14 protein-coding genes are annotated in these 23,934 nt (G+C 71.6%); 7 read left to right on the top strand and 7 right to left on the bottom strand.

All coding sequences use genetic code 11. The features are described from left to right. Nucleotides 1-8: 8 nt before the first annotated feature. Genes ACGFNN_RS09825 through ACGFNN_RS09840 form a run of 4 tightly spaced genes read right to left on the bottom strand, consistent with a single transcriptional unit; the run spans nt 9 to nt 3,685 of the window. Nucleotides 9-662, bottom strand: coding sequence for a response regulator (locus ACGFNN_RS09825; protein WP_393554436.1), 654 nt, complete (start codon nt 660-662; stop codon nt 9-11). A gap of 22 nt (nt 663-684) precedes the next feature. Continuing rightward, entirely contained in the window at nt 685-1,935 is a 1,251-nt protein-coding gene (locus ACGFNN_RS09830) for a sensor histidine kinase (protein ID WP_393554438.1), read from the bottom strand. 57 nt (nt 1,936-1,992) lie between these two features. Beyond that, nucleotides 1,993-2,775, bottom strand: a complete 783-nt coding sequence (locus ACGFNN_RS09835) for an ABC transporter permease (protein WP_393554440.1) — start codon at nt 2,773-2,775, stop codon at nt 1,993-1,995. Nucleotide 2,776: 1 nt separating this feature from the next. Continuing rightward, the gene (locus tag ACGFNN_RS09840; protein ID WP_393554442.1) at nt 2,777-3,685 is read right to left on the bottom strand and encodes an ABC transporter ATP-binding protein; all 909 of its coding nucleotides are present in this window, start codon (nt 3,683-3,685) and stop codon (nt 2,777-2,779) included. Between the two features lie 151 nt (nt 3,686-3,836). On the opposite strand from ACGFNN_RS09840, the gene ACGFNN_RS09845 reads away from it, so the two are divergent. Then, nucleotides 3,837-5,636, top strand: coding sequence for an ABC transporter ATP-binding protein (locus ACGFNN_RS09845; RefSeq protein ID WP_393554444.1), 1,800 nt, complete (start codon nt 3,837-3,839; stop codon nt 5,634-5,636). Beyond that, a complete protein-coding gene (locus ACGFNN_RS09850; protein ID WP_393554446.1) occupies nt 5,633-7,504 on the top strand; it encodes an ABC transporter ATP-binding protein in 1,872 nt (623 codons plus the stop codon). Before ACGFNN_RS09845 ends, ACGFNN_RS09850 begins: the two co-directional genes overlap by 4 nt. Before the next feature lie 54 nt (nt 7,505-7,558). On the opposite strand, the gene ACGFNN_RS09855 is transcribed toward ACGFNN_RS09850, so the two are convergent. Then, entirely contained in the window at nt 7,559-7,951 is a 393-nt protein-coding gene (locus tag ACGFNN_RS09855) for a DUF1330 domain-containing protein (protein WP_393554448.1), read from the bottom strand. Nucleotides 7,952-8,443: 492 nt separating this feature from the next. Here ACGFNN_RS09855 and ACGFNN_RS09860 point away from each other — a divergent pair, with 492 nt between their 5' ends. Further along, nucleotides 8,444-10,486 carry a M4 family metallopeptidase gene (locus ACGFNN_RS09860; protein WP_393554450.1) on the top strand — a complete coding sequence of 681 codons (2,043 nt, stop codon included), beginning with the start codon at nt 8,444-8,446 and terminating at the stop codon, nt 10,484-10,486. A 96-nt stretch (nt 10,487-10,582) separates the two neighbouring features. Here ACGFNN_RS09860 and ACGFNN_RS09865 read toward each other — a convergent pair whose 3' ends face one another. Together ACGFNN_RS09865 and glgP are read right to left on the bottom strand one after the other, a co-directional pair. Next, nucleotides 10,583-12,391, bottom strand: coding sequence for a SpoIIE family protein phosphatase (locus ACGFNN_RS09865; RefSeq protein WP_393554452.1), 1,809 nt, complete (start codon nt 12,389-12,391; stop codon nt 10,583-10,585). Between the two features lie 212 nt (nt 12,392-12,603). Then, nucleotides 12,604-15,261, bottom strand: a complete 2,658-nt coding sequence (gene glgP / locus ACGFNN_RS09870; RefSeq protein WP_393554453.1) for an alpha-glucan family phosphorylase — start codon at nt 15,259-15,261, stop codon at nt 12,604-12,606. Between the two features lie 709 nt (nt 15,262-15,970). Here glgP and ACGFNN_RS09875 point away from each other — a divergent pair. From ACGFNN_RS09875 to glgB, 4 genes are all read left to right on the top strand, one after another. Further along, entirely contained in the window at nt 15,971-18,070 is a 2,100-nt protein-coding gene (locus ACGFNN_RS09875) for an alpha-1,4-glucan--maltose-1-phosphate maltosyltransferase (RefSeq protein ID WP_393554455.1), read from the top strand. Then, complete coding sequence (treS, locus tag ACGFNN_RS09880) at nt 18,067-19,773, top strand: maltose alpha-D-glucosyltransferase (RefSeq protein WP_393554457.1); 1,707 nt, start codon at nt 18,067-18,069, stop codon at nt 19,771-19,773. Before ACGFNN_RS09875 ends, treS begins: the two co-directional genes overlap by 4 nt. A 249-nt stretch (nt 19,774-20,022) precedes the next feature. Further along, nucleotides 20,023-21,465: a maltokinase gene (locus tag ACGFNN_RS09885; RefSeq protein ID WP_393554459.1), complete on the top strand. Its 1,443-nt coding sequence runs from the start codon at nt 20,023-20,025 to the stop codon at nt 21,463-21,465. 46 nt (nt 21,466-21,511) lie between these two features. Beyond that, complete coding sequence (gene glgB / locus ACGFNN_RS09890; RefSeq protein WP_393554461.1) at nt 21,512-23,929, top strand: 1,4-alpha-glucan branching enzyme; 2,418 nt, start codon at nt 21,512-21,514, stop codon at nt 23,927-23,929. Nucleotides 23,930-23,934 lie beyond the last annotated feature (5 nt).

A 23,934-nucleotide genomic window follows, 5' to 3' on the forward strand; every position in this document is an offset into this window, starting at 1 on the left:
TCGCCTGCTCAGCCCAGGATTCCGCGCTCGTAGGCCAGGGCGACCGCGGCCGCGCGGTCCTTCGCTCCCAGCTTGGCGAAGACATGGGTGAGGTGGGTCTTCACGGTGGCCTCACTGATGAACAGCTCGGCGGCGATCTCCCGGTTGGACGTCCCCCGGGCGACGAGTCCCAGCACCTCGCGCTCGCGCGTGGACAGCGACTCGTGGCCCGGGGCCGGGGTGCGCACGCGTGAGACGAGCCGTGAGGCGACGGCGGGCGAGAGCACGGTACGGCCGTCGGCCGCGGCGCGTACGGCGGTGAAGAGCTCGTCGCGGGGCGCGTCCTTGAGGAGGTAGCCGGTGGCGCCCGCCTCGATGGCGGGCAGGGTGTCGGAGTCGGTGTCGTACGTGGTGAGGACGAGCACCTGGGACCGGGCACCGAGCCGGGTCAGCTCGGCGATGGCGTCCACGCCTCCCCCGCCGGGCATCCGCAGGTCCATCAGCACGACGTCGGGGTCCAGCCGGGTCGTGAGCTCGACGGCGGCCACGCCGTCCGCGGCCTCGCCGAGGACCTCGAACCCGGGGTCGGCCGCGAACATCCCGCGCAGACCGTCCCGTACGACGGGGTGGTCGTCGACGACGAGCAGGGTGATGACGCGTGTGGTCCCGGTGGCATCGGTCATGTCCGGTCCAGGTTACGTCCCGTCAGCCACGCCGGACCAGAGGGACCCGGGCGGAGACGGCGGTGCCGAGCCCCGGCTCGGACTCGACCTCCACCGTGCCGGCGATCCGTTCGGCGCGGGCGCGCATCCCGACCAGCCCGAACCCGCCGGTGGATCCGCGCGGGGGCGGTACGGCCGGGTCGAACCCCCGGCCGTCGTCTCGGACGTCCAGGGTGATCTCGTCGCCCATGTAGGAGAGGGTGACACCCGCCCGCGCCGCGTCCGCGTGCCTGGCGGTGTTGGCGAGCGCCTCGCCCGCGATGCGCAGCAGGGTGGCCCCGACCTCGTCGTGGAGGGGCTCGACCGTACCCGTCACGGTGAACTCCGCCTGTACGCCGGTGCGCCGAGCCCACTCGGTGACCGTCTTCTTCAGCGCGCCGGGCAGGTCGTCGTCGACCAGTGCGGAGGGCACCAGGTCGTGGACGGAGCGGCGGGCCTCGCCGAGGCTGTGGCGTGCGAGGCCGGCCGCCCGGTCGAGGTGTTCCCGCGCCTGGGCCGGGTCGGCGGTGGAGGCCGCGGCCTGGAGCTGGGCGATGATGCCGGTCAGGCCCTGCGCGAGGGTGTCGTGAATCTCGGCGGCGAGGCGGCGCCGCTCGTCGGCCACCCCGGCCTCCCGTGCCTGGACCAGGAGCTGGACGTGGAGTGCCGCGTTCTCGGCCAGCGCCTCCTCCAGCCGGGTGTTGGCACGCTCCAGCTCCGAGATGGCCGCCGTCTGCCGCTCGGTCCGCTCCGCCTCACGTGCACTGATGCTGCCGAAGACGAGGGCGAGGGAGAAGTGCAGGACGAACAGCCCCCCGAAGGCGACCCAGTTGAGCAGTGAGGCGGGCGGCAGGCCGCTGCCGGACTGCGCGCCGGCCATCGTGACGGCGGTGCAGAGGAGCCCGGCCCGTACCCGGCGTTCCGGAAGCAGGTACCCGCTGTCGAAGTAGCCCATGATCGCGTAGATGGAGAAGAACGGGTTGGTCCAGCACAGGGCGAAGGCGATCAGGCTCCGCAGCGCGTAGCAGACCTGAGCGGCGGTTCCCTGCGGCGGCGCCCCGTCCATGGCCCGGTCCCACCAGAGCTGGAGGACGCCGGCCACCGTGACGAGGACCACCGCGGCCCACCGCTCGGTCCCCGTCATCCCCACGGCGTCCGCGGAGAGCACCGTCATCAGGACCGAGACACCGAGCAGGGTGCAGGGCCCGTACCTGAAGAATGCCTCCCAGCGCTGCTCCACCGTCGTACCGCTCACCGTGCCACTCCCCCCCCGTCCGGTTCCGGCCCAGTCTTCCCCCTGGCGGTGCGCTGGTCACTCCCAGCGGAAGAGCCGGGTCGCACCGACGCCGAGCACCAGGGTCCAGACCACCGTCACCGCCAGGTGCGCCCAGCCCGGCCAGCCGCCCGTCGCCGCCTGGTCGAGTGCCTGGGAGGCTGCTCCGAGCGGGGTGAACTCCACGATGTGGCGCAGCAGTCCGGGCATGACCTGGACGGGCACCCAGACCCCTGCGGCGAACATCATCAGCAGGTACGCGACGGTGCCGACGGCGGTCGCCGCCTTGGCCGTCGGCGCCAGCGCGCAGATGGTCGCGCCGAAGGCCAGCCCACAGACCACCGACAGGACCAGTGCCAGCAGGTATCCGGGCACATGCCCCGGCAGCGGTACGCCGAAGGCGGCCCGGCCCACGGTGATGACGAGTACGGCGGAGGCCAGCGACGCCGCGCCGTGCAGCAGGATCTGCGCCGTGAGCAGGGCCGAAGGGCGTACGGGGGTGGCCGACATCCGGCGCAGGATGCCGCGTTCGCGGTAGCCGGTGAGGACGGGAGGCATGGCCTGGATCGCGGACGTGATCAGGCCGAGCAGCACCGTGATGGGCACGTAGAGGTCGATGACTCTCCGGCCGCCGAGCGCCGGGTCGTCCTCCCGGAATGAGGGGATCAGACCGAGGATCGTGAGGAGGACCGCGGGGAACGCCAGGATCCAGAAGAGGTTTCCCGGTTCGCGCAGGAAGAGTCGGAACTCGGCCCGGAGCACCGCGGTGTGCGTGCTGGTCGCCGTGGCCGGCCCGGCCGGTGTGATGACTGTGGTCGGCATGTCAGGCGTCCTGCTCAGTGAGGTCGAGGAAGGCGTCGTCCAGGGTGGTCTCCAGGACGCGCAGCCGGTCGGCGGTGATGTGGAGGTGGGCGAGCAGGGAGATCACGGCTCCGGCGGTGTCGTCGTTTCCGTGGACGGTGATCCGTCCGTCCCGGGCGGCCGAGACGGACACGGCGCCCGGCAGCCGTTCGAGTCCGGCGTCGTCCGGGAGTGGCTTCGACGGGGTGAAGGAGATGACGGTGGAGCCGGCCGACCGCCCGACCAGTCCCTCCGGGGTGTCGAGCGCGGCGACCCGGCCCTTGTCGATGACCGCGACCCGGTCGCAGAGCCGCTGGGCCTCCTCCATGAAGTGGGTGACCAGCAGCACGGTCACCCCGCTGTCCCGGATCTCCTCGATGAGCCCCCAGGTGTCCCGGCGCGCCCTCGGGTCGAGTCCGGTGGTGAGTTCGTCCAGCACGACGATCCGGGGGTCGCCGACGAGGGCGAGCGCGATGAAGAGCCGCTGCTTCTGTCCGCCGGACAGCTGGGCGAAGCGCCGGTCGAGATGTGCGGTGAGGCCGAGCCGTTCCGCGAGGGCGAACCGGTCGGCGGGGCGGGGGTAGAAGGAGCTGTACAGCTCCAGTGCCTCGCGGACGGTCAGCTTGGGCTGGAGCTCGCTCTCCTGGAGCTGCGCGCCGAGCAGCAGGGTGACCTCGGCGCGGTCGGCGGCGGGGTCCAGGCCGGCGACCCGTACGGTGCCCGAGTCGGGGACACGCAGCCCCTCGACGCATTCCACGGTGGTGGTCTTGCCGGCCCCGTTCGGGCCGAGGATCCCGAAGATCTCCCCCTCGTCGACGGTGAAGCTCACCCCGTCGACGACCGGGCGGCCCCCGTAGGCCTTGCCGAGCCCCTGCACTTCGATGATTGCCATGGCTCAAGCGTTCCGGCGGGCGGGCCGTGCCGGTATCCGCCGTCCCGCTCGGACCGGCATCAGCCGATCGGTTGATGCCGCCTCCGACCGGTCGCTCGTGACCGGAAAACCACATGAGGGATGTCAGTGGTGAACCTTAGGCTCACTCCTGATGCCCGAAAAACCTGCAGAGCCCACGGAACGGTCCGCCGTGCGCTCCCTACTGCGTCTGTGGCCCTACGTCAGACCCGTCCGCGCACGCTGGCTCTCCGCCGCGCTCGTGGCGATACTCGCCTCGAGTCTCGCCCTGGTGATCCCGCTGGTCCTGAAGTGGATGGTGGACGGCCCGGTGGCCGAGCGCGACCCGGGCGGGGTGTGGCTCGGGGCGCTCTGGCTTCTGCTGCTCGGGATCGTCGAGGCGGGGCTGTTCGGCCTCCGGCGGTGGCTGGTGGCCCGCCCGCTGGCGAGCGTCGAGGCCGCCATGCGGGCGGACCTCTACCGTCATCTCCAGCGTCTTCCGGTGGCCTTCCACGACCGCTGGCCCTCGGGCCAGCTGCTCTCGCGCGGGACCACCGACCTCATGCTGATGCGGATGTTCCTCGCCTTCCCGCTGACCTTCCTCCTGGTCAACGGCACCACGATCCTGGTGGGTTTCATCATCCTGTTCGCCCAGGAGTGGACCCTGGGGCTGGTGCTCCTGGTGCCCGCCGTGCCGATGATGATCATGTGCTCCCTGTTCGAGTCGAAGTACGCCCTGGTGGCGCGCAGGGCTCAGGACCAGGTCGGCGATCTGACGACGGTCGTCGAGGAGAGCGTGCTGGGCATCCGCATCGTGAAGGGTTTCGGCCGCAACCGCAGCCAGGCCCTCGCCTTCCGGTCGCTCGCCCAGCGGCTGCGCACCACCGAGCTGGGCAAGGCCCGCCTGCTCGCGGGGATCTGGGGCCTCATCACCACCGTGCCCGAGCTGGCGATCGGCGCCGCTCTGGTGCTCGGCACCGTCGAGGTCGCGAACGGCGGACTGTCGGCGGGCACCCTGGTCGCCTTCCTCTCGACGGCCCTGGCGCTGCGCTGGCCGGTCGAGTCGATCGGCTTCCTGCTGGCGATGAGCCAGGAGGCGGCCACGGCGGCCGACCGCTACTTCGAGGTGATGGACGTCGCCGAGGAACCGGAACCCGACACTCCGGTCCTGGGTACGGCGACCGGGGAGGGCATCGTCTTCGACGGGGTGGAGTTCCGCTACCCGGACGCCGCCCCCGGCTCACCTCCCGTGCTCGCCCGGATCGACCTGCGGATCCGTCCCGGCGAGACGATGGCCCTGGTGGGGGCCACGGGGTCGGGGAAGACGACCCTGACGGCGCTCGTGCCCCGGCTCCACGACGTCACCGCCGGACGCATCCTGCTGGACGGTGAGGACATCTCCACGATGGAGCGCTCCCGGCTGCGCGAGCTGGTCTCGGTCGCCTTCGAGGAGCCGACGCTCTTCTCGGCGACGGTCGGCGAGAACGTACAGATGGGTGCGGAAGAGGCGAGCGGACAGGCCTTGTCCCGGGCGCTGTCCGTGGCCCAGGCCGACTTCGTGCACGACCTTCCGCAGGGCGTCGGCACCCAGGTGGGCGAGCAGGGTCTGAGCCTGTCCGGCGGTCAGCGGCAGCGCCTCGCCCTCGCCCGCGCCGTCGTCGGGGCGCCCCGGTTCCTGGTGCTCGACGACCCGCTGTCCGCCCTGGACGTCCACACGGAGGCGCTGGTGGAGGCGGCGCTGCGGAGCGTGCTGGAGGAGACCACGGCCCTGGTCGTCGCCCACCGGCCGTCCACCGTGATGCTCGCGGACCGGGTGGCACTGCTGTCCGGCGGCAGGATCACCGCCGTCGGCACCCACCAGGAACTCCTGCGCACCGACGCCGAGTACGCGTGGCTGATGTCCGGCGCGGCCGGCACCGGAGTCCTTGTCCCCGAGGAGGGCAGCGTCCGATGACCAGTACCACCGCCGACCAGCCCGCCCTCGCCGGCGACGGCACGGCCGGGAAGGAGGGCGGCCCGCCGCCCGGAGACGTCGACCCGTTCGCCGCCGATGCCCTGCCCACCCCTCCCGGCGCCACCCGGGCGCTGCTCTTCTCGCTGCTCGCGCCGATGCGCGCCAGGGTGGCGGTTGCCGCGCTGCTGCTGATCGTCCAGCAGGCCGCGGTCCAGGCGGGACCGCTGCTGGTCGCGTACGCCATCGACAGCGGTGTGCCCGCGTTCCGGGACCACGACTACGGGCCCCTGGCTGCCGTGGGGGCCGGCTACGCCCTCTGCGCGGCCGCCGCGGGGGCCCTCCAGTACGCCTTCCTCCGGGCGGCGGCGCGGATCAACCAGGACGTGCTGCTCGATCTGCGCGGGCGGATCTTCCGTCACGCGCAGGCGTTGAGCGTCGACTTCCACGAGCGGTACACCTCGGGCCGGCTGATCTCCCGGTCGACCACGGACGTGGAGTCCCTGCGTGAGCTGCTGAGCGAGGGGTTGCAGGAGCTGATCGGGGTGGTCCTCTCCTTCGTGTCCATCTCCCTCATGCTGCTCTGGCTCGACCTCGGTATCGGCGCCATCGCGGTGGCCTCCTTCGCCCCGCTCTACCTGCTGGTGCGCACGTACCGGAGAAGGGCGACCGCCGCCTACGCGGAGCGCTCCTCCGCGATGGCGTCGGTCATCGTGAAGTTCGCCGAGACGATGAACGGGATCCGCCCCGTGCAGGCGTTCCGCAGGGAGCGCGCCAACGACGCGGACTTCGCGGTCTCCAACCACCGGCACGAACGCGCCAACGGCGACGCGCTGCTGGAGATGGCGCGCTACGTCGTGGGCTCCCGGCTCGTGGCGAACACGGCGGTGGCCGCGATGGTCCTGTGGGGTGCCTACCGGGTGGCGTCGGAGACCCTTGCCCTCGGGGTGCTGGCGGCGGCGGTGCTGTATCTGCGTCGGCTGTACGACCCGATCGACCGGCTGGCGATGTTCCTCAACTCCTACCAGTCGGCCTCCGCCTCGCTGGAGAAGATCGCGGGCCTGCTCGCGCAGACCCCGACCGTGCCCGAACCCGCCGAGTCGAAGACGCTGCCGGCACAGCCCGGTGAACACCCGGGTCGCGAGGTCACGTTCGAGGGGGTGCGGTTCGCCTACCGGACGGGGGGCGAGGTCCTGCCCGCCTTCGACCTGTCGATCCCGGCGGGCCAGACCGTGGCCGTGGTGGGTTCGACCGGCGCGGGCAAGTCGACCCTGGCCAAGCTGCTGGCCCGCTTCTACGACCCGACCGAGGGCAGGGTGCTGCTGGACGGCACCGACCTGCGCGACCTCGCGACAGCCGAGCTGCGCCGGGGTGTGGTGATGGTGACCCAGGAGGCGTTCCTGTTCTCCGGGACGATCGCCGAGAACATCGCGATCGGCCGACCGGAAGCCACTCCTGACGAGATCGAGCGCGCCGCCAAGGCCATCGGCGCGCACGACTTCATCAGCTCCCTGCCCGACGGGTACGAGACCGACGTCCGTAAGCGAGGCGGCCGTATCTCCGCCGGCCAGCGCCAACTCGTCGGGTTCGCACGCGCCCTGCTGGCGGATCCCGCGGTGCTGATCCTCGACGAGGCCACCAGCTCGCTGGACGTGCCCGGTGAGCGGGCGGTCCAACGGGCCATGGACACCGTGCTGCAAGGCCGTACGGCGGTGGTGATCGCCCACCGCCTCTCCACGGTGGAGATCGCGGACCGGGTCCTGGTGATGGAGCACGGCCGGATCGTGGAGGACGGCACCCCGGCCGAACTCATCGGCGGTGCCAGCCGGTTCGCCGGACTGCACAAGGCCTGGCGGGAGAGCCTGGCCTGACGGTGCGGGCCGGGCCCCCCGGGGCCCGGCCCGCCCGGCGGGGCGTCAGGCGCCCTACGGGGTGGCGCCGCGCGCACCGTCCCGGCCCCAGGGCCGGGTGGGCTGGAGGACCGCTTCGGTGAGTGCCGCCGTACGCAACGCCGTGACCTGCTGGTATTCGGGGTCGGCGACCATCCGCGAGAAGGCCGTCCGGCTCGGGTAGCGGACCAGGAGCACGGCGTCCCACTCCTGTCCCGCCTCGGCGACCATGGCCGCGCCCCCGTCCCCGGCGTACACCACCTCGGCCCCGTAGCGGGGGAGGATGACCCCGGACAGCGCCTCGGCGTACCGCGCGTACGACTCCCGGCCCCCGTCCGCGAAGCGCAGCAGGTTCAGCATCACGACGGGTTCGTCCGGGTCCTCGGCGAGGAACTCCTTGAGGTCGGCGCCGCTGGGGTCGACAGCCATGGTCCGGCTCCTTCGATCGAGTGACTAAGCGCTTGCTCAACCCTCCTCGCCCGGCCACTCGCGCGTCAAGGGCTCCGCACGCACGCCTCACTCCGTCACGCGGCCGCACGGAGTGGATCGTGGCGCGCGGAGGGTGCCCCACGGAGGGATGACGGAACCGGCCATAGCTCCGACGCGTCTCAGCCCTCGGTCTCCGTCCGGCCGGCCCCGCGCACGCCACCTCCGAAGAGTGCGGGCGAAACCCCTTCCCACCCTGCGGCGCAAGGGTTGCGGCACCCTTGGAACCCCTCGCGTGCCTCCTGGGCGACACACGGCGAAACGTCCGCTTAACGAACACGGTATTTCTGGCAACGGACGACTTCCGGCCAATGTGTTGACGCGGTCCTGACACGCACAGCTTCCGACTGGCACTCTTCCCCCGTTCCACGCACCGCTGCTCGGCCCCGCCCGCTCACCCGGCGGGCTGTCACCCCCCTCGCAGAAGGAGTCCGCGTGAGACCCACGCCCAGCCGTCGTACCACCGCGACCGGCGCTCTGATAGCCGCAGCCGCTCTCCTCGCCGTCGGAATGCAGGGCGGCGCCGCAACGGCCGCCTCCGACGCCGCCTCCGCGGCACCCGCCGCCGCGGTGAAGGGCGCCGACCCCGGCGCGCTTCCCGCGAAGCTCTCCCCCGCCCAGCGCGCCGAACTCATCGCGGACGCCAACGCCACCAAGGCGGCCACCGCCAAGGAACTGGGCCTCGGTTCCACGGAGAGGCTCGTGGTCCGGGACGTCGTCAAGGACGTCGACGGCACCACCCACACCCGATACGAGCGCACCCTCGACGGGCTCCCCGTCCTCGGCGGCGACCTGGTCGTGGCCGAGTCGAAGGCCGGGACGACGCAGGGCGTGACCAAGGCGTCGAAGGCGACCGGCGCGCAGCTGAAGGCCGTCGGCACCGCGGCGGACGTCGCGCCGGCCACCGCCGAGAAGCAGGCGCTGACCGCGGCCCGCGCCGACGGTTCGAAGAGCACCGAGGCGAGCAGGGCCCCTCGCAAGGTCGTCTGGGCGGCGAGCGGCACACCGCAGCTGGCGTACGAGACCGTGGTCGGCGGTCTCCAGCACGACGGCACCCCCAACGAGCTGCACGTCATCACGGACGCCTCATCGGGAGCCAAGCTCTTCGAGTGGCAGGCGATCGAGACCGGCACCGGCAACACCCAGTACAGCGGCCAGGTGACGCTGGGCACCTCGGGCTCGGGCAGCTCGTACAACCTGACGGACACCGCGCGCGGCAACCACAAGACGTACAACCTGAACCGGGGTACGTCCGGAACCGGCACCCTCTTCTCCGGGACCGACGACGTGTGGGGCAACGGCAGCGCCTCCAACACGGAGACGGCCGCCGCGGACGCCCACTACGGGGCCGCCGAGACCTGGGACTTCTACAAGAACGTCATGGGACGCAGCGGCATCCGGGGTGACGGTGTCGGTGCGTACTCCCGCGTCCACTACGGCAACAACTACGTGAACGCCTTCTGGTCCGACAGCTGCTTCTGCATGACGTACGGCGACGGCAGCGGCAACCTCGCCCCGCTGACCTCGCTGGACGTGGCGGCCCACGAGATGACGCACGGCGTCACCTCCAACACCGCCGGCCTCAACTACAGCGGTGAGTCCGGCGGTCTCAACGAGGCCACCTCGGACATCTTCGCGGCCGGTGTGGAGTTCTACTCCAACACCGCCACGGACCCGGGCGACTACCTCGTCGGCGAGAAGATCGACATCAACGGCGACGGCACGCCCCTGCGTTACATGGACAAGCCGAGCAAGGACGGGGCCTCCAAGGACTCCTGGTACTCCGGCCTCGGCTCGGTCGACGTCCACTACTCCTCGGGCCCGGCCAACCACTTCTTCTACCTGCTGTCCGAGGGCAGCGGCGCGAAGACCGTCAACGGGGTCTCCTACAACTCCCCCACCTCGGACGGCCTCCCGGTGACCGGCATCGGCCGGGACAAGGCGCTGCAGATCTGGTTCAAGGCGCTCACCACGAAGTTCACCTCCACCACGAACTACGCCGCGGCGCGTACGGGCACCCTCGCGGTGGCCGGTGAGCTGTACGGCGCCACCAGCGCCGAGTACACCGCCGTGGCCAACGCCTGGGCCGCCATCGCCGTCGGCTCGCGTCCCGGCGGCGGCACCGACCCGGGCGGCAAGGTCTTCCAGAACACGACCGTCAAGGCCATCGCCGACCGCTCCACCACCAACATCCCGGTGGTCGTCAGCGGGGTCACCGGCAACGCGCCCAGCGCGCTCTCCGTCGCGGTGAACATCACCCACACCTACCGCGGTGACCTGGTCCTCGACCTGGTCGCCCCGGACGGGACGGCGTACCGGCTGAAGAACTCCTCGTCGTCGGACTCGGCGGACAACGTGGTGGCGACCTACACGGTCAACGCCTCGTCCGAGGTGGCCAACGGCACCTGGAACCTGAAGATCCAGGACGCCTACTCCGGCGACACCGGCACCTTCAACAGCGTCAAGCTCACCTTCTGAGCCGTCGCCACTGACACGGCCCGAGTACCGCGGGGCCGTACGACCGACAGCGGGAGGGCCCCGGGGAGAACGACTCCCCGGGGCCCTCCCCGTGCGTCAGAGTGCGGCGCCCCCGCGCGGGACGTCCTGCTCGGCCCAGACGATCTTCCCGGTGGCCGTGCGGCACGAACCCCAGCTGCGGCAGAGCAGGTTGATCAGCTGGAGCCCCCGGCCACCCTCGTCGCTGACGTCCGCGTGCTGGATCTGCGGCAGGTCGGGCCCGGTGTCGGCCAGCTCCACCTGGAGCCGGTCGTCGCACAGCAGCAGCCGCAGGCGCCCCGGACCGCCTCCGTAGCGCAGGGCGTTGCCCACCAGTTCGCTGACCACGAGTTCCGTCACATCGGCGAGATCGGCCAGCTCCCACCGGGCCAGCTGCTCGGTGACCAGTCTGCGGGCGGTGGAGGCGGAGTTGCCCTCCGACGGCAGGTCCCACTCCCGCAGCCGCACTCCGGGCGGGAGCTCGTGCCCGCCGGCGACCAGCAGCACCGCCTCGTCGAAGCGGCCGTCGTCCCGCCTCGGCGAGGTGAGCGGGCCGCCGGCGTCGAGCCGCTCGGGGGCCATCCGGGCCACGGAGTCGCGCAGTCCCTCCAGTTGTACGTCCACGTCGTCGGTACGGGTCTTGACGAGGCCGTCCGTGTAGAACACCAGCCGCCCGCCCGCCGGCCCCCGCACCCGCAGCGGGTCGTACGGGATCACCCCGGCGCCCAGCGGGGCCCCGGCCGGCACGTCCACGTAGCGGGCGGTCCCGTCCGCGTCCACCAGAAGCGGCGGCGGATGCCCCGCGCTGGCGATCGTGTAGCTGGAGTCCGCCGGGTCGTACACCGCGCAGAGGCAGGTGGCGACCTGGTCGTCCTCCAGGTCCCGGGTGGCCAGGTCGAGCCGGGCGAGCAACCGGTCCGGGGTGATGTCGAGCATCATGAGCGTGCGGGCGACGGCCCTCAGCCGGCCCATCGTGGCCGCGGCGGGTAGGCCGTGCCCGGTGACGTCGCCGACGACGAGCGCCGTGCGCCCGCTGGGCAGCGCCACCACGTCGTACCAGTCGCCCCCCACGCCGTGCGCGTCGACGGCCGGCGCGTAGTGGGCGTGCACGGTCAGTCCGGGGGTACGGGGCGTGGCCCGTGGGAGCAGCGAGCGCTGGAGGGAGACGACATGCTCGCGCTCACGGCCGTAGAGCCGCGCGTTGTCTATGAACACCGCCGCGATGGAGGCGAGTTGGCTCGCGAGCTCGAGGTCGGCCCGGTTGAAGGGGCGGCGGTCCCCGGCGCGTACGAAGTCGGCGGAGCCCAGCAGCACGCCCCGGGCCGTCAGCGGCACCGCGAGGTAGCTGTGGACGCCCTGGCGCCGCATGGCGGCCTCGGCGCTGTCCGTGGGTGCGACGCGCTTGTAGTCCTGCGGTGTCATACGGCTGACCAGGACGGGCCGGCCGTTGCGCAGGCACTCGGTCGTCAGGAGCGTCTCGCGGCGCTCGCGCCGGTCGACCACCTGGCCCACCGGTGAGGGTTCCAGCTCCTCCAGCGCCGCGATGGAACGGACCGCCATGGCGCGGGTGACGGGCACCGCGGCGCCGGTGACCCGCTCGCCCTCCTCACCGCGCAGCACCGACTCCAGCAGGTCGACGGCCGCGGCGTCGGCGAGTCCGGGCACGCTGTACGCGGCCAGTTCCTCGGCCGTGCGCTCCAGGTCGAGGGTGGTGCCGATGCTGGTGCTCGCCTCGTTGAGCCAGCGCATCCGGGCTGCGGTGGTGAAACGGTCCCCCGGCGGCGGGGCGCCGGGTTCACTCCGACGGACCCGCAACTGCCGTGAGGTGCCGCTCTTCGCTGCCAGCCGACGGGTCAGGCGTCTCGCTCGGCCTCCGCCGCCGTTCACCGTGCTGACCTCCACTCGCGCCCCGGGGGGGACGCCTCGCTGTGACGTCGGTGACCGCGGGGCCACACCGGCAGGGCTGTCATGGTAGCGAGATCGGGCCGAAAGCACCTCTGCCGGTTCATCCGCACCGAATCGGCCCGGCCGCCTCCTGGCAACGGGATGGGCCCGGCGCCTACGCACCGGGCCCACCGCGGACTCCACAACCCGGGGTGTCAGCGGAGCAGGACCCCGCCGCCGTCGCCGGCGGCGTCACCCGGGACCGCGACCAGACCGAGCTCCGCGCCCGAGGCGAGCAACGGATGCGAGGGCAGGACCCGGACCGTGTAGCCGTAGGGGCCCGTACGATCGAGGGCGAGGGGACCTTCGAACAGCCAGCGGTCCTCCAGGTCGTGACCGCCGGCCGGCTTCAGCGGGAAGGTCTGCGCCTCCGCGATCGCGTCCCCCGAGTCGACCCGCCCGGCGACGACCTGTACCTCCACGTCGTCCGGGTCGAGACCGCCCAGGGCGATGCGGACGCGCAGGGCAAGGGTGGAGCCGAGTTCGGCGGAGCCGCCGACGACCGTGTCGGCGGTGGCCTCCACATGGTCGACCGCCACCTGCGGCCAGGCGGCACGGACCCTGGCCTTCCAGGCGGCCAGATCCCGGGCGGCCGCCGGCTCCAGCGCCTTGCGGGAGAGCGCGGCCGGCGCGTAGAGGCGTTCCACGTACTCGCGCACCATGCGCCCGGCGAGCACCTTGGGGCCGAGCGTCACCAGGGTGCGGCGGACCATCTCGATCCAGCGTTCGGGCAGGTCCTCGGCGTCACGGTCGTAGAAACGGGGGGCGACCCGGTCCTCGATCAGCGAGTAGAGGGCGTTCGCCTCCAGTTCGTCGCGCCGCGCCTCGTCGGTGGCGGAGCCGTCGGCGGTGGGGATCGCCCAGCCGAAGTCGGGCTCGAACCACTCGTCCCACCAGCCGTCGCGCACCGAGAGGTTGAGACAGCCGTTGAGAGCCGCCTTCATCCCGCTGGTGCCGCAGGCCTCCAGCGGGCGGAGCGGGTTGTTGAGCCAGACGTCGCAGCCCGGGTAGAGCTTCTGCGCCATGCCCATGCCGTAGTCGGGGAGGAAGACGATCCGGTGGCGCACCCTCGGGTCGTCCGCGAACCGCACCAGTTCCTGGACCAGCCGCTTGCCGCCGTCGTCGGCGGGGTGGGCCTTGCCCGCGACGACGATCTGGATCGGGCGGGTCGGGTGGAGGAGCAGTTCCCGCAGCCGGTCGCGGTCGTGCAGCATCAGCGTCAGCCGCTTGTACGAGGGCACGCGGCGGGCGAAGCCGATGGTCAGCACGTCCGGGTCGAGGACGTCGTCGATCCAGCCCAGTTCGGCCGTGCCGGCGCCGCGCCTGCGCCACGAGGCGTAGAGACGCTTGCGTACCTCGGTGACGAGCTGGCCGCGCAGGTCGCGGCGGAGTTCCCAGATCTCCCGGTCGGAGACCGAGCCCACCGCGTCCCAGCGCCCGGGGGACGCCGCGGTGCCGTCGGCCCCGGATCCGGCGAGGGCGTTCTCCGCGCGTTCGGCGCCGAAGGTGTCGGCGCCGAGGCGGAAGACCTCGGGCGCCACCCAGGTCGGGGCGTGCACCCCGTTGGTGACGGAGGTGATCGGCACCTCGGAGGGGTCGAATCCCGGCCACAGGCCGGAGAACATCTCCCGGCTGACGGCGCCGTGCAGCGTGGACACGCCGTTGGCGCGCTGGGCGAGCCGCAGGCCCATCACCGCCATGTTGAAGATGCCGGGCTCACCGCCCTCGTACGTCTCGGTGCCGAGCGGCAGGATCTTCTCCACCGCGACACCCGGCAGTTCACCGTCGTCGCCGAAGTGACGGGCCACCAGCTGGCGGTCGAAACGGTCTATCCCGGCGGGGACCGGGGTGTGCGTGGTGAACACCGCTCCGGCCCGCGCGGTCTCCAGCGCCGCGTCGAAGTCCATCCCGGTGTCGGTGAGTTCCCTGATCCGCTCCAGGCCGAGGAATCCGGCGTGGCCCTCGTTGGTGTGGAACACCTCGGGGGCGGCGTGCCCGGTGAGCCGGCAGTACGTGCGCACCGCGCGCACCCCGCCGATGCCGAGGAGCATCTCCTGGAGCAGCCGGTGGTCGCTGCCGCCGCCGTACAGCCGGTCGGTGACGTCGCGCTCGCCCGGCGCGTTCTCCTCGACGTCGGAGTCGAGGAGGAGCAGCGGTACGCGGCCGACCTGGGCCTGCCAGACGCAGGCGTACAGCGAGCGGCCGCCCGGCAGGGCGAGCACCACCCGGCTGGGGGTGCCGTCGGCCTCCCGCAGGAGGGTCAGCGGCAGCTCGTTGGGGTCCAGGACCGGGTAGTGCTCCTGCTGCCAGCCGTCGCGGGACAGGCTCTGGCGGAAGTAGCCGTGCCGGTAGAGCAGGCCGACCCCGATGAGGGGTACGCCGAGGTCGCTGGCGGCCTTCAGATGGTCGCCGGCCAGGATGCCGAGGCCGCCCGAATACTGCGGCAGGGCGGCCGTGACACCGAATTCGGGAGAGAAGTAGGCGATGGCCGCGGGGAGCTCCGCGCCCTGGGAGAGCTGGTTCTGGTACCACCTCGGGCCGCCGAGGTACTCCCGGAGGTCCGCGGACGCCTCGTCGAGGCGGCTCAGGAAGTGCTGGTCTCCGGCCAGCTCGGTGAGTCGTGCCGCGGGAACGGCACCGAGCAGACGCACGGGGTCGGCGTCCGCGGGCCGCCAGCCCTCCGGGTCGACTGCCTGGAAGAGCTGCTGGGTCTCGGTGTGCCAGGACCAGCGCAGGTTGCGGGCGAGGTCGCTGAGCGGTCGCAGGGGTTCGGGGAGGACGGGACGCACGGTGAATCGACGAATGGCCTTCACGTATCCCACCTTTACAGGGGACGTACGGATCCGAGGGGACGCACGACGGTGGGCGCCCTCTCCGTCACCCTCGACGGTAGCGGCGTCCGGCGTGGCGCAGCCACGGCGCACGCCCGGCTCAGTCACCGCCCCGCGCCGCCGTCGGCCCGCCCCCGCCCTGGTCCGGCACGGTCCGCGCCCTGCCCCGTTCGCCTCCGGAATCACCTGGGTCGCGGTGAAGGCTCACGCCTCTCGCGTACCACCCGCCCCGTGGGCCAGATGCGCCAGATACGCACCCTTCTGTCTCGGGCGATATGGCTGATTTCCCCTCCTCACGCGGACTTGTGGCACCCCGCACCACAGGGAAGGCTGCGGAGGTGCCCGCGTGACGGCCGGAAGACCGGCGCGCGGTCCGGAGCGCGTGCACCGGTTGGACCCAGGAGTTAACACACCGGCGGGTTGGACGCCCGAAACCGGTGGGAAGGCTCCCCCGGTAGCACCCCCCGCGCTGCACGACCCGAGGTGCCCCGGTCCGAGGTCGAACCCCCGTGCACCTGCCATTCGAGTGCCATTCGAGTGAACGCGGACAGGAGCGGCCATGCCCACACCCCGCCAGCCGACGACCGAGCGGCTACAAAGGACGCAACCCCACCATCGCGGCGCGCGCGGACGGCCCCTCACGCCCACGTCTCGCCCCGCGCATGCCGAGATCCGACCCCCAGGTGATTCCATGATCGGTCGCATTCCCGTCCTGGACGTCCGTCCGCTCGTCGACTGCGGCAGACGGCCGGCCAAAGCCGTCGCAGGCGAGACGTTCGAGGTCAGCGCCACCGTGTTCCGCGAGGGGCATGACGCCGTGGCCGCCAACGTCGTCCTCTGCGATCCGAGCGGACGGCCCGGCCCCTGGACGCCGATGCGCGAGCTCGCGCCGGGCACGGACCGGTGGGGCGCGGACGTGACTCCGGAGTCCGAGGGGGCCTGGACGTACACGGTCGAGGCGTGGAGCGATCCGGTCACCACCTGGCGGGCCCACGCGCGGATCAAGATTCCGGCGGGCATCGACACCGCGCTGGTCCTCGACGAGGGGGCCGAGCTCTACGCCCGCGCGGCCGAGGGCGTGCCCAAGCGGGACGGGCGTGAGGCGGTGCTGGCCGCCGTCGACGCCCTCCGCGACACCGGACGCGCCCCGGCCGCCCGGCTGGCCGCCGCGCTCACCCCCGAGGTGGACGAGGCGCTCGCGCGTCACCCGCTGCGTGAACTGGTCACCGCTTCCCGGCCGATGCCGCTGACGGTGGAGCGCCCGCGCGCCCTCTACGGCTCCTGGTACGAGCTGTTCCCCCGCTCCGAGGGCGCGCGCGAGGAGGTGGTCGCACCGCCGAAGCCCGCCCGCAAGCCCCGGGCTGCGAAGACCGCGAAGACGTCCGCCGCCACCCGGGGCAAGGGCCCCGGGGTCACCGCGGAGGCCGCGGCACCACCGGTCACCCGGCTGGTCAGCGGCACCCTCCGGACCGCCGCGGAGCGCCTTCCCGCCGTCTCGGCGATGGGGTTCGACGTGGTCTACCTGCCGCCGATCCACCCCATCGGGACCACTCACCGCAAGGGCCCGAACAACAGCCTCACCCCCGGCGCCGACGACCCCGGCGTGCCCTGGGCGATCGGTTCGGCCGAGGGCGGCCACGACGCCGTCCACCCGGATCTCGGCACGATCGAGGACTTCGACCACTTCGTGGAGACGGCCCGCACCCTGCGCATGGAGATCGCGCTGGACTTCGCCCTGCAGTGCTCCCCGGACCACCCCTGGGTGAAGGAGCACCCGGAGTGGTTCCACCACCGCGCGGACGGGTCCATCGCGTACGCCGAGAACCCGCCGAAGAAGTACCAGGACATCTACCCGATCGCGTTCGACCAGGACATGAGCGGGATCGTGACGGAGACCGTGCGCGTCCTGCGGTTCTGGATGGACCACGGCGTACGCATCTTCCGGGTCGACAACCCGCACACCAAGCCGGTGGTCTTCTGGGAGAAGGTGATCGCCGACATCAACCGCACGGACCCGGACGTGATCTTCCTGGCGGAGGCCTTCACCCGCCCCGCGATGATGCGCGCGCTGGCCGCGGTCGGCTTCCAGCAGTCCTACACCTACTTCACCTGGCGTAACACGAAGCAGGAAATCACCGACTACGTGACCGAGCTCTCGGGTGAGAGTTCCTCGTACATGCGGCCCAACTTCTTCGTGAACACGCCCGACATTCTTCCCGGTTATCTCCAGGAAGGCGGGCGTCCCGCCTTCGAGACCCGGGCCGTGCTGGCCGCGACGCTCTCCCCCACCTGGGGCGTGTACGCGGGCTACGAGCTGTACGAGAACACCCCGGTGCGTCCCGGGAGCGAGGAGTACCAGGACTCCGAGAAGTACCAACTCAGGCCCAGGGACTGGGAGTCAGCGGAACGTGAGGGCCGCTCGCTCGCACCCCTGATCACCTCCCTCAACCGGATCCGCCGTCGCCATCCGGCACTCCAGCAACTGCGCGACGTCCACTTCCACCATGTCGACAACGAGGCCCTGATCGCCTACAGCAAGCGCTCAGGACCGGACACCGTCCTGGTGGTCGTCAACCTCGACCCTCACCACACCCAGGAGGCCACGGTCTCGTTGGACATGCCGCGACTCGGCCTCGACTGGCACGAGAGCGTGCCGGTGCGCGACGAGCTCACCGGCGACACCTATCACTGGGGCAGGACCTTCTATGTGCGCCTCGAGCCGGGCGTCACGCCCGCGCACATCGCGGTTCTGCGACCGTCCCCGCCGACCGGAGGGTCACCCACGCAATGATCGTCAACGAGCCCGTCCACGACCTGTTCGAGGACACTCCCGCCAAGGACCGCGACCCCGACTGGTTCAAGCGCGCCGTCTTCTACGAGGTACTCGTCCGGTCCTTCCAGGACTCCAACGGGGACGGTGTGGGTGACCTCAAGGGCCTCACCGCCAAGCTGGACTACCTGCAGTGGCTGGGCATCGACTGCCTCTGGCTGCCGCCGTTCTTCAAGTCGCCGCTGCGCGACGGCGGTTACGACGTCTCCGACTACACCGCCGTGCTCCCCGAGTTCGGCGACCTCGCCGACTTCGTGGAGTTCGTCGACGCCGCGCACCAGCGCGGGATGCGCGTGATCATCGACTTCGTCATGAACCACACGAGCGACCAGCACGACTGGTTCCAGCAGTCCCGCACGGACCCGGACGGGCCGTACGGCGACTACTACGTCTGGGCGGACGACGACAAGCAGTTCCCCGACGCGAGGATCATCTTCGTCGACACGGAGACGTCCAACTGGACCTTCGACCCGGTCCGCAAGCAGTACTACTGGCACCGCTTCTTCTCGCACCAGCCGGACCTCAACTACGAGAACCCGGCGGTGCAGGAGGAGATCATCTCGGCGCTGCGCTTCTGGCTGGACCTGGGCATCGACGGCTTCCGGGTCGACGCGGTGCCCTACCTCTACCAGCGCGAGGGCACCAACTGCGAGAACCTCCCCGAGACCCACGACTTCCTCAAGCGGGTCCGCAAGGAGATCGACGCCAACTACCCCGACACCGTCCTGCTGGCCGAGGCCAACCAGTGGCCGGAGGACGTCGTCGACTACTTCGGCGACTTCAGGGCCGGCGGCGACGAGTGCCACATGGCGTTCCACTTCCCGGTGATGCCCCGGATCTTCATGGCGGTACGGCGGGAGAGCCGCTACCCCGTCTCGGAGATCCTGGCCAAGACCCCGGAGATCCCGTCCGGCTGCCAGTGGGGCATCTTCCTGCGCAACCACGACGAGCTCACGCTCGAGATGGTCACGGACGAAGAACGCGACTACATGTACGCGGAGTACGCCAAGGATCCCCGGATGCGCGCCAACATCGGCATCCGCCGGCGCCTGGCCCCGCTGCTGGACAACGACCGCAACCAGATCGAGCTGTTCACCGCGCTGCTGCTCTCGCTCCCCGGCTCCCCGATCCTGTACTACGGGGACGAGATCGGCATGGGCGACAACATCTGGCTGGGCGACCGGGACGCCGTACGCACCCCGATGCAGTGGACGCCCGACCGCAACGCCGGTTTCTCCTCCAGCGATCCGGGGCGGCTCTACCTCCCCACGATCATGGACCCGGTCTACGGGTACCAGGTCACCAACGTGGAGGCGTCGATGGCGTCGCCCTCCTCGCTGCTGCACTGGACGCGCCGGATGATCGAGATCCGCAAGCAGAATCCCGCGTTCGGTCTCGGCACGTACAGCGAACTGCCCTCGTCCAACCCGGCGGTCCTCGCGTTCACCCGTGAGTACAAGGACGACCTCGTGATGTGCGTCCACAACTTCTCGCGGTTCGCGCAGCCCACCGAGCTCGATCTGAGGGCCTTCAGCGGGCGTCATCCGGTGGAGCTGATCGGCGGGGTGCGCTTCCCGGCCGTCGGTCAGTGGCCCTACCTGCTGACGCTCGCGGGGCACGGTTTCTACTGGTTCCGGATGCGGAAGGAAGCTCCGGTCGGCTGACCAGGGGTCACGGACCGCTGAAGGCGCCTCACCGTGGAGGCGCCGCCCGCGGGGCGGTTTCCACCGCCCCGCACGGGGCACTCTCCCCGATATCGAGCCCTTCCGGGCTCCTTCGGGCTCCCGAGGCCCCTTGATCAGGTCCGTACGGACTTTCCTCACCCGACACGTCCCGCACAGCCGGACAGCCATTGCCGCAATCCGGGACACTCTTCGCATCCTGTGGTGTGCCCGGGGAAAGGACGCGATGCCATGTCGGAGGCTGCATCCACTCGAGTCGCCCTGGCGAAGAGCACAACATCGAGAAAGACGACAAGAAGACACCCGACGAGCACCTCGGGTTCCACGGCCCTGCTGCCGTCGCTCGCCCCACTGCTCCACGAGTGGGTGCCCCGCCAGCGGTGGTTCGCCGGCAAGGGGCAGACGGTGACCGGGTTCTCCCTCGTCGCGGCCACGGAGATACTGCCTCTGGACGCCGCCGGCACGGGCCCGGGCCTGCTGCACCTCCTCGTCAGGGTCCACCAGCCGAGCGGCCGGCCCGCCCCGTCGCAAGGGGACTGCTACCAGCTGCTGCTCGGCGTGCGGACCACCCTGCCCCCACGGCTGGCGGGCGCGCGCATCGGCGTGGTCACGGAGGGGCCCCTGGCAGGCCGCACCCTCTACGAGGGTCTGCACGATCCACGGGTCGCCGATCTGCTGCTGGAACGATTCCGTAGTCCCGGCTCCCTCGGACCGCTCCGCTTCGACCGCGCCGAACCCATCCCGCCGGGCCTCACCCCACGCGTCCTGGACACCGAGCAGTCCAACTCCTCTCTGGTGTACGGCGATTCGTTCATCCTGAAGATCTTCCGCAGGGTGTTCCCGGGCACCAACCCCGACCTGGAGCTGCCGCTCGCACTGAGCCGCGAGGGCTGCGGCCGGGTGCCGGCGCCGGTGGCCTGGTTCGAGGCGACGACCGGCCCGGAGCCGCTCACGCTCGGGGTGCTGCAGCCGTTCCTGCGCGGTGCCCAGGACGGATGGCAATTGGCGCTCGCCGCTCTCACAGAGGGGCGGGACTTCACCGACGAGGCGCACGCGCTCGGCCGGGCCACCGCCGAGGTGCACACGGCGCTCGCCGCCGCCCTGCCGACGCCGCCGCTGGCCCATGACCGGACCAGGGGACTGGTGGCGGGGATGGTGGAGCGGCTGGAGGCCGCCGCGCAGGCGGTGCCCGCCCTCGTCCCGTACGTACCCGGTCTGCGCGCCGCGTTCGACGCGGTGGCGGAGCTCGGTGAGACGGGGCACGGCTGGGCTGCCCAGCGGGTCCACGGCGATCTCCACCTCGGCCAGACCCTGCGGGACGACGACGGCTTCTGGTCGCTCATCGACTTCGAGGGCGAGCCGGCGAAGCCGCTCCCGGAGCGCCGCAGTCCGCAGCCGACGGTCCGCGATGTCGCGGGCATGCTCCGCTCCTTCGACTACGCGGCACGCTCGCACCACCCGTGGAACCCCGAGTGGGCGGCCCGCTGCCGCGCCGCGTACTGCGAGGGCTACGCGAGCGTGGCGGGCACCGACCCGCGGCGCGAGCCCGAGTGGCTGCGCGCCCATGAGACCGACAAGGCGGTGTACGAGGTGCTGTACGAGGCCCGCCACCGCCCCGACTGGCTGCCGGTGCCGATGGCCGCCATCCAGCGTCTGGCCGCCGCACCGGCGTGACCCCGCTTCCCATCCACCCTTCGATCCGTTCGAGGAGGCCGTCTCTGTGACCGCCCGCAAGCCGTCCCGCAAGTCGTCCGAGCCCATCGAGGTCCCGCCCACGGCCAAGCCGGTGACCGCGGAGGTCACGGCCACGGCCGCCGCCACCCCGGCCGAACCGCCCGCGGCTGCCCCCGCCGCCGAGGCCCCGGCTCCGGCCAAGCGCCCACGCGCCAGGAAGACCACCGCGGCGGCCACCGGCACCCCGCCACGCCCCCGGCGCGGAGGCGGCAGCAAGAGCGTCCTTCCGGCCACGGCCCTGGACGAGGCGGACCGGGGCCGGCTCCTCGCCGGCGATCACCACGACCCGCACGGAGTGCTGGGCGCGCACCCGGTCCAGGGCGGCGTGCTCTTCCGGGTGCTGCGCCCCTACGCCCGCTCGGTCTCCGTGCTGGTCGCGGGCAAGCGCACCTGGGCGGAGCTGCAGAGCGACGGCGACGGCTTCTTCTCCGGGGTCCTGGCGCTGCCCGAGGTGCCCGCCGGGTACCGCCTGCGCATCGCCTACGAGGACAACACCATCGAGGTGGACGACCCGTACCGCTTCATGCCGGCGATCGGCGAGCTGGATCTGCACCTCATCGGGGAAGGCCGCCACGAGGAACTCTGGAAGGCACTCGGCTCCCAGCCGATGGAGCACCAGGGCGTGGCGGGCACCCGCTTCACGGTCTGGGCCCCGAACGCGCGAGGAGTCCGTGTCACGGGCGACTTCAACTACTGGGACGGCACGGCCTTCCCCATGCGTTCGCTGGGCTCCACCGGTGTGTGGGAGCTCTTCCTCCCCGGGACCGGCGAGGGCGCGGTCTACAAGTACGACATCTGCCGGCCCGACGGGTCGCACACCCAGCGCGCCGACCCGATGGCCCGCTCCACCGAGGTCCCCCCGGCCACCGCCTCGGTGGTCACGACGTCGCACCACGAGTGGCAGGACGCGGACTGGATGGCGCACCGGGGCGACCGCCCCGTCCACGAGTCACCCTTCTCCGTGTACGAGGTGCACCTGCCGTCCTGGCGGCCCGGCCTGTCCTACCGCCAGCTCGCCACGCAGCTGCCGTCGTACGTCAAGGAGCTCGGGTTCACCCACGTCGAGCTGATGCCCGTCGCCGAGCACCCCTTCGGGGGTTCCTGGGGCTACCAGGTGACCGGCTTCTACGCGCCGACCTCCCGCCTGGGCGGCCCCGACGACTTCCGCTTCCTGGTCGACTCGCTGCACGCCGCGGGCATCGGCGTACTCATGGACTGGGTGCCGGCGCACTTCCCGCGCGACGACTGGGCCCTCGCGCAGTTCGACGGCCGTCCGCTGTACGAGCACTCCGACCCGCGGCGGGCCGACCACCCGGACTGGGGCACCCTGGAGTTCGACTACGGCCGCAAGGAGGTGCGGAACTTCCTGGTCGCCAACGCCACGTACTGGTGCGAGGAGTTCCACATCGACGGGCTGCGGGTCGACGCGGTGGCGTCCATGCTCTACCTCGACTACTCCCGTGAGGACGGCCAGTGGTCGCCGAACGAGTTCGGGGGCCGGGAGAACCTCGACGCGGTCGCCTTCCTCCAGGAGATGAACGCGACGGTCTACCGGCGCAACCCCGGCGTCGTCACGATGGCGGAGGAGTCCACCGCCTGGGACGGTGTCACCCGCGCGACGGACCACGGCGGGCTGGGCTTCGGCCTGAAGTGGAACATGGGCTGGATGCACGACTCCCTGGTCTACGTGTCCAAGGAGCCGATCCACCGCAAGTACCACCACAACGAGATGACCTTCTCGATGGTGTACGCGTACAGCGAGAACTACGTGCTGCCGATCTCCCACGACGAGGTGGTGCACGGCAAGCAGGCGCTGGTCACCAAGATGCCCGGCGACTGGTGGCAGCGGCGCGCCAACCACCGCGCCTACCTCGGCTACATGTGGGCCCACCCTGGCAAGCAACTGCTCTTCATGGGGCAGGAGTTCGCCCAGGGCGCCGAGTGGTCGGAAGGCCACGGCCCGGACTGGTGGCTGCTCGACGAGACGTACGAGGCGTCCGGCGACCACCGTGGGGTGCGCACCCTGGTGACGGACCTCAACGCCGTCTACAACGCCCTGCCGGCCCTGTGGCAGCGGGACACCTCGCCGGAGGGGTTCAGCTGGATCGACGGAGGCGCCGCGGAGGACAACGCGTTCTCGTTCGTCCGCTACGACGCCGACGGCTCCCCGCTGATCGCGGTCTCGCACTTCTCCCCGGTGGTGCGCGCCGACTACCGCATCGGTGTGCCGGACGGCCCGGAGGCGTGGGTGGAGGTCCTGAACACCGACGCGGCCCGTTACGGCGGGAGCGACGTACGCAACGACGAGCCGCTGAAGCCCGAGGCGGTGCCGGCCCACGGCAGGGACACCAGCATCACCCTGACCCTCCCGCCGCTGGCGACGGTCTGGCTGCGGCCCGCCTGAGCCCT

The sequence above is a fragment of the Streptomyces sp. NPDC048590 genome, assembly GCF_043199535.1.
Classification (GTDB): Bacteria; Actinomycetota; Actinomycetes; order Streptomycetales; family Streptomycetaceae; genus Streptomyces.

Excerpts from the sequence above, each read along its gene's own strand:
- ACGFNN_RS09825 (WP_393554436.1), bottom strand. The coding sequence starts at position 662 with ATGACCGATGCCACCGGGACCACACGCGTCATCACCCTGCTCGTCGTC.
- ACGFNN_RS09835 (WP_393554440.1), bottom strand. The coding sequence starts at position 2,775 with ATGCCGACCACAGTCATCACACCGGCCGGGCCGGCCACGGCGACCAGC.
- ACGFNN_RS09840 (WP_393554442.1), bottom strand. The coding sequence starts at position 3,685 with ATGGCAATCATCGAAGTGCAGGGGCTCGGCAAGGCCTACGGGGGCCGC.
- ACGFNN_RS09845 (WP_393554444.1), top strand. The coding sequence starts at position 3,837 with ATGCCCGAAAAACCTGCAGAGCCCACGGAACGGTCCGCCGTGCGCTCC.
- ACGFNN_RS09850 (WP_393554446.1), top strand. The coding sequence starts at position 5,633 with ATGACCAGTACCACCGCCGACCAGCCCGCCCTCGCCGGCGACGGCACG.
- ACGFNN_RS09855 (WP_393554448.1), bottom strand. The coding sequence starts at position 7,951 with ATGGCTGTCGACCCCAGCGGCGCCGACCTCAAGGAGTTCCTCGCCGAG.
- ACGFNN_RS09875 (WP_393554455.1), top strand. The coding sequence starts at position 15,971 with ATGATCGGTCGCATTCCCGTCCTGGACGTCCGTCCGCTCGTCGACTGC.
- treS (WP_393554457.1), top strand. The coding sequence starts at position 18,067 with ATGATCGTCAACGAGCCCGTCCACGACCTGTTCGAGGACACTCCCGCC.
- ACGFNN_RS09885 (WP_393554459.1), top strand. The coding sequence starts at position 20,023 with ATGTCGGAGGCTGCATCCACTCGAGTCGCCCTGGCGAAGAGCACAACA.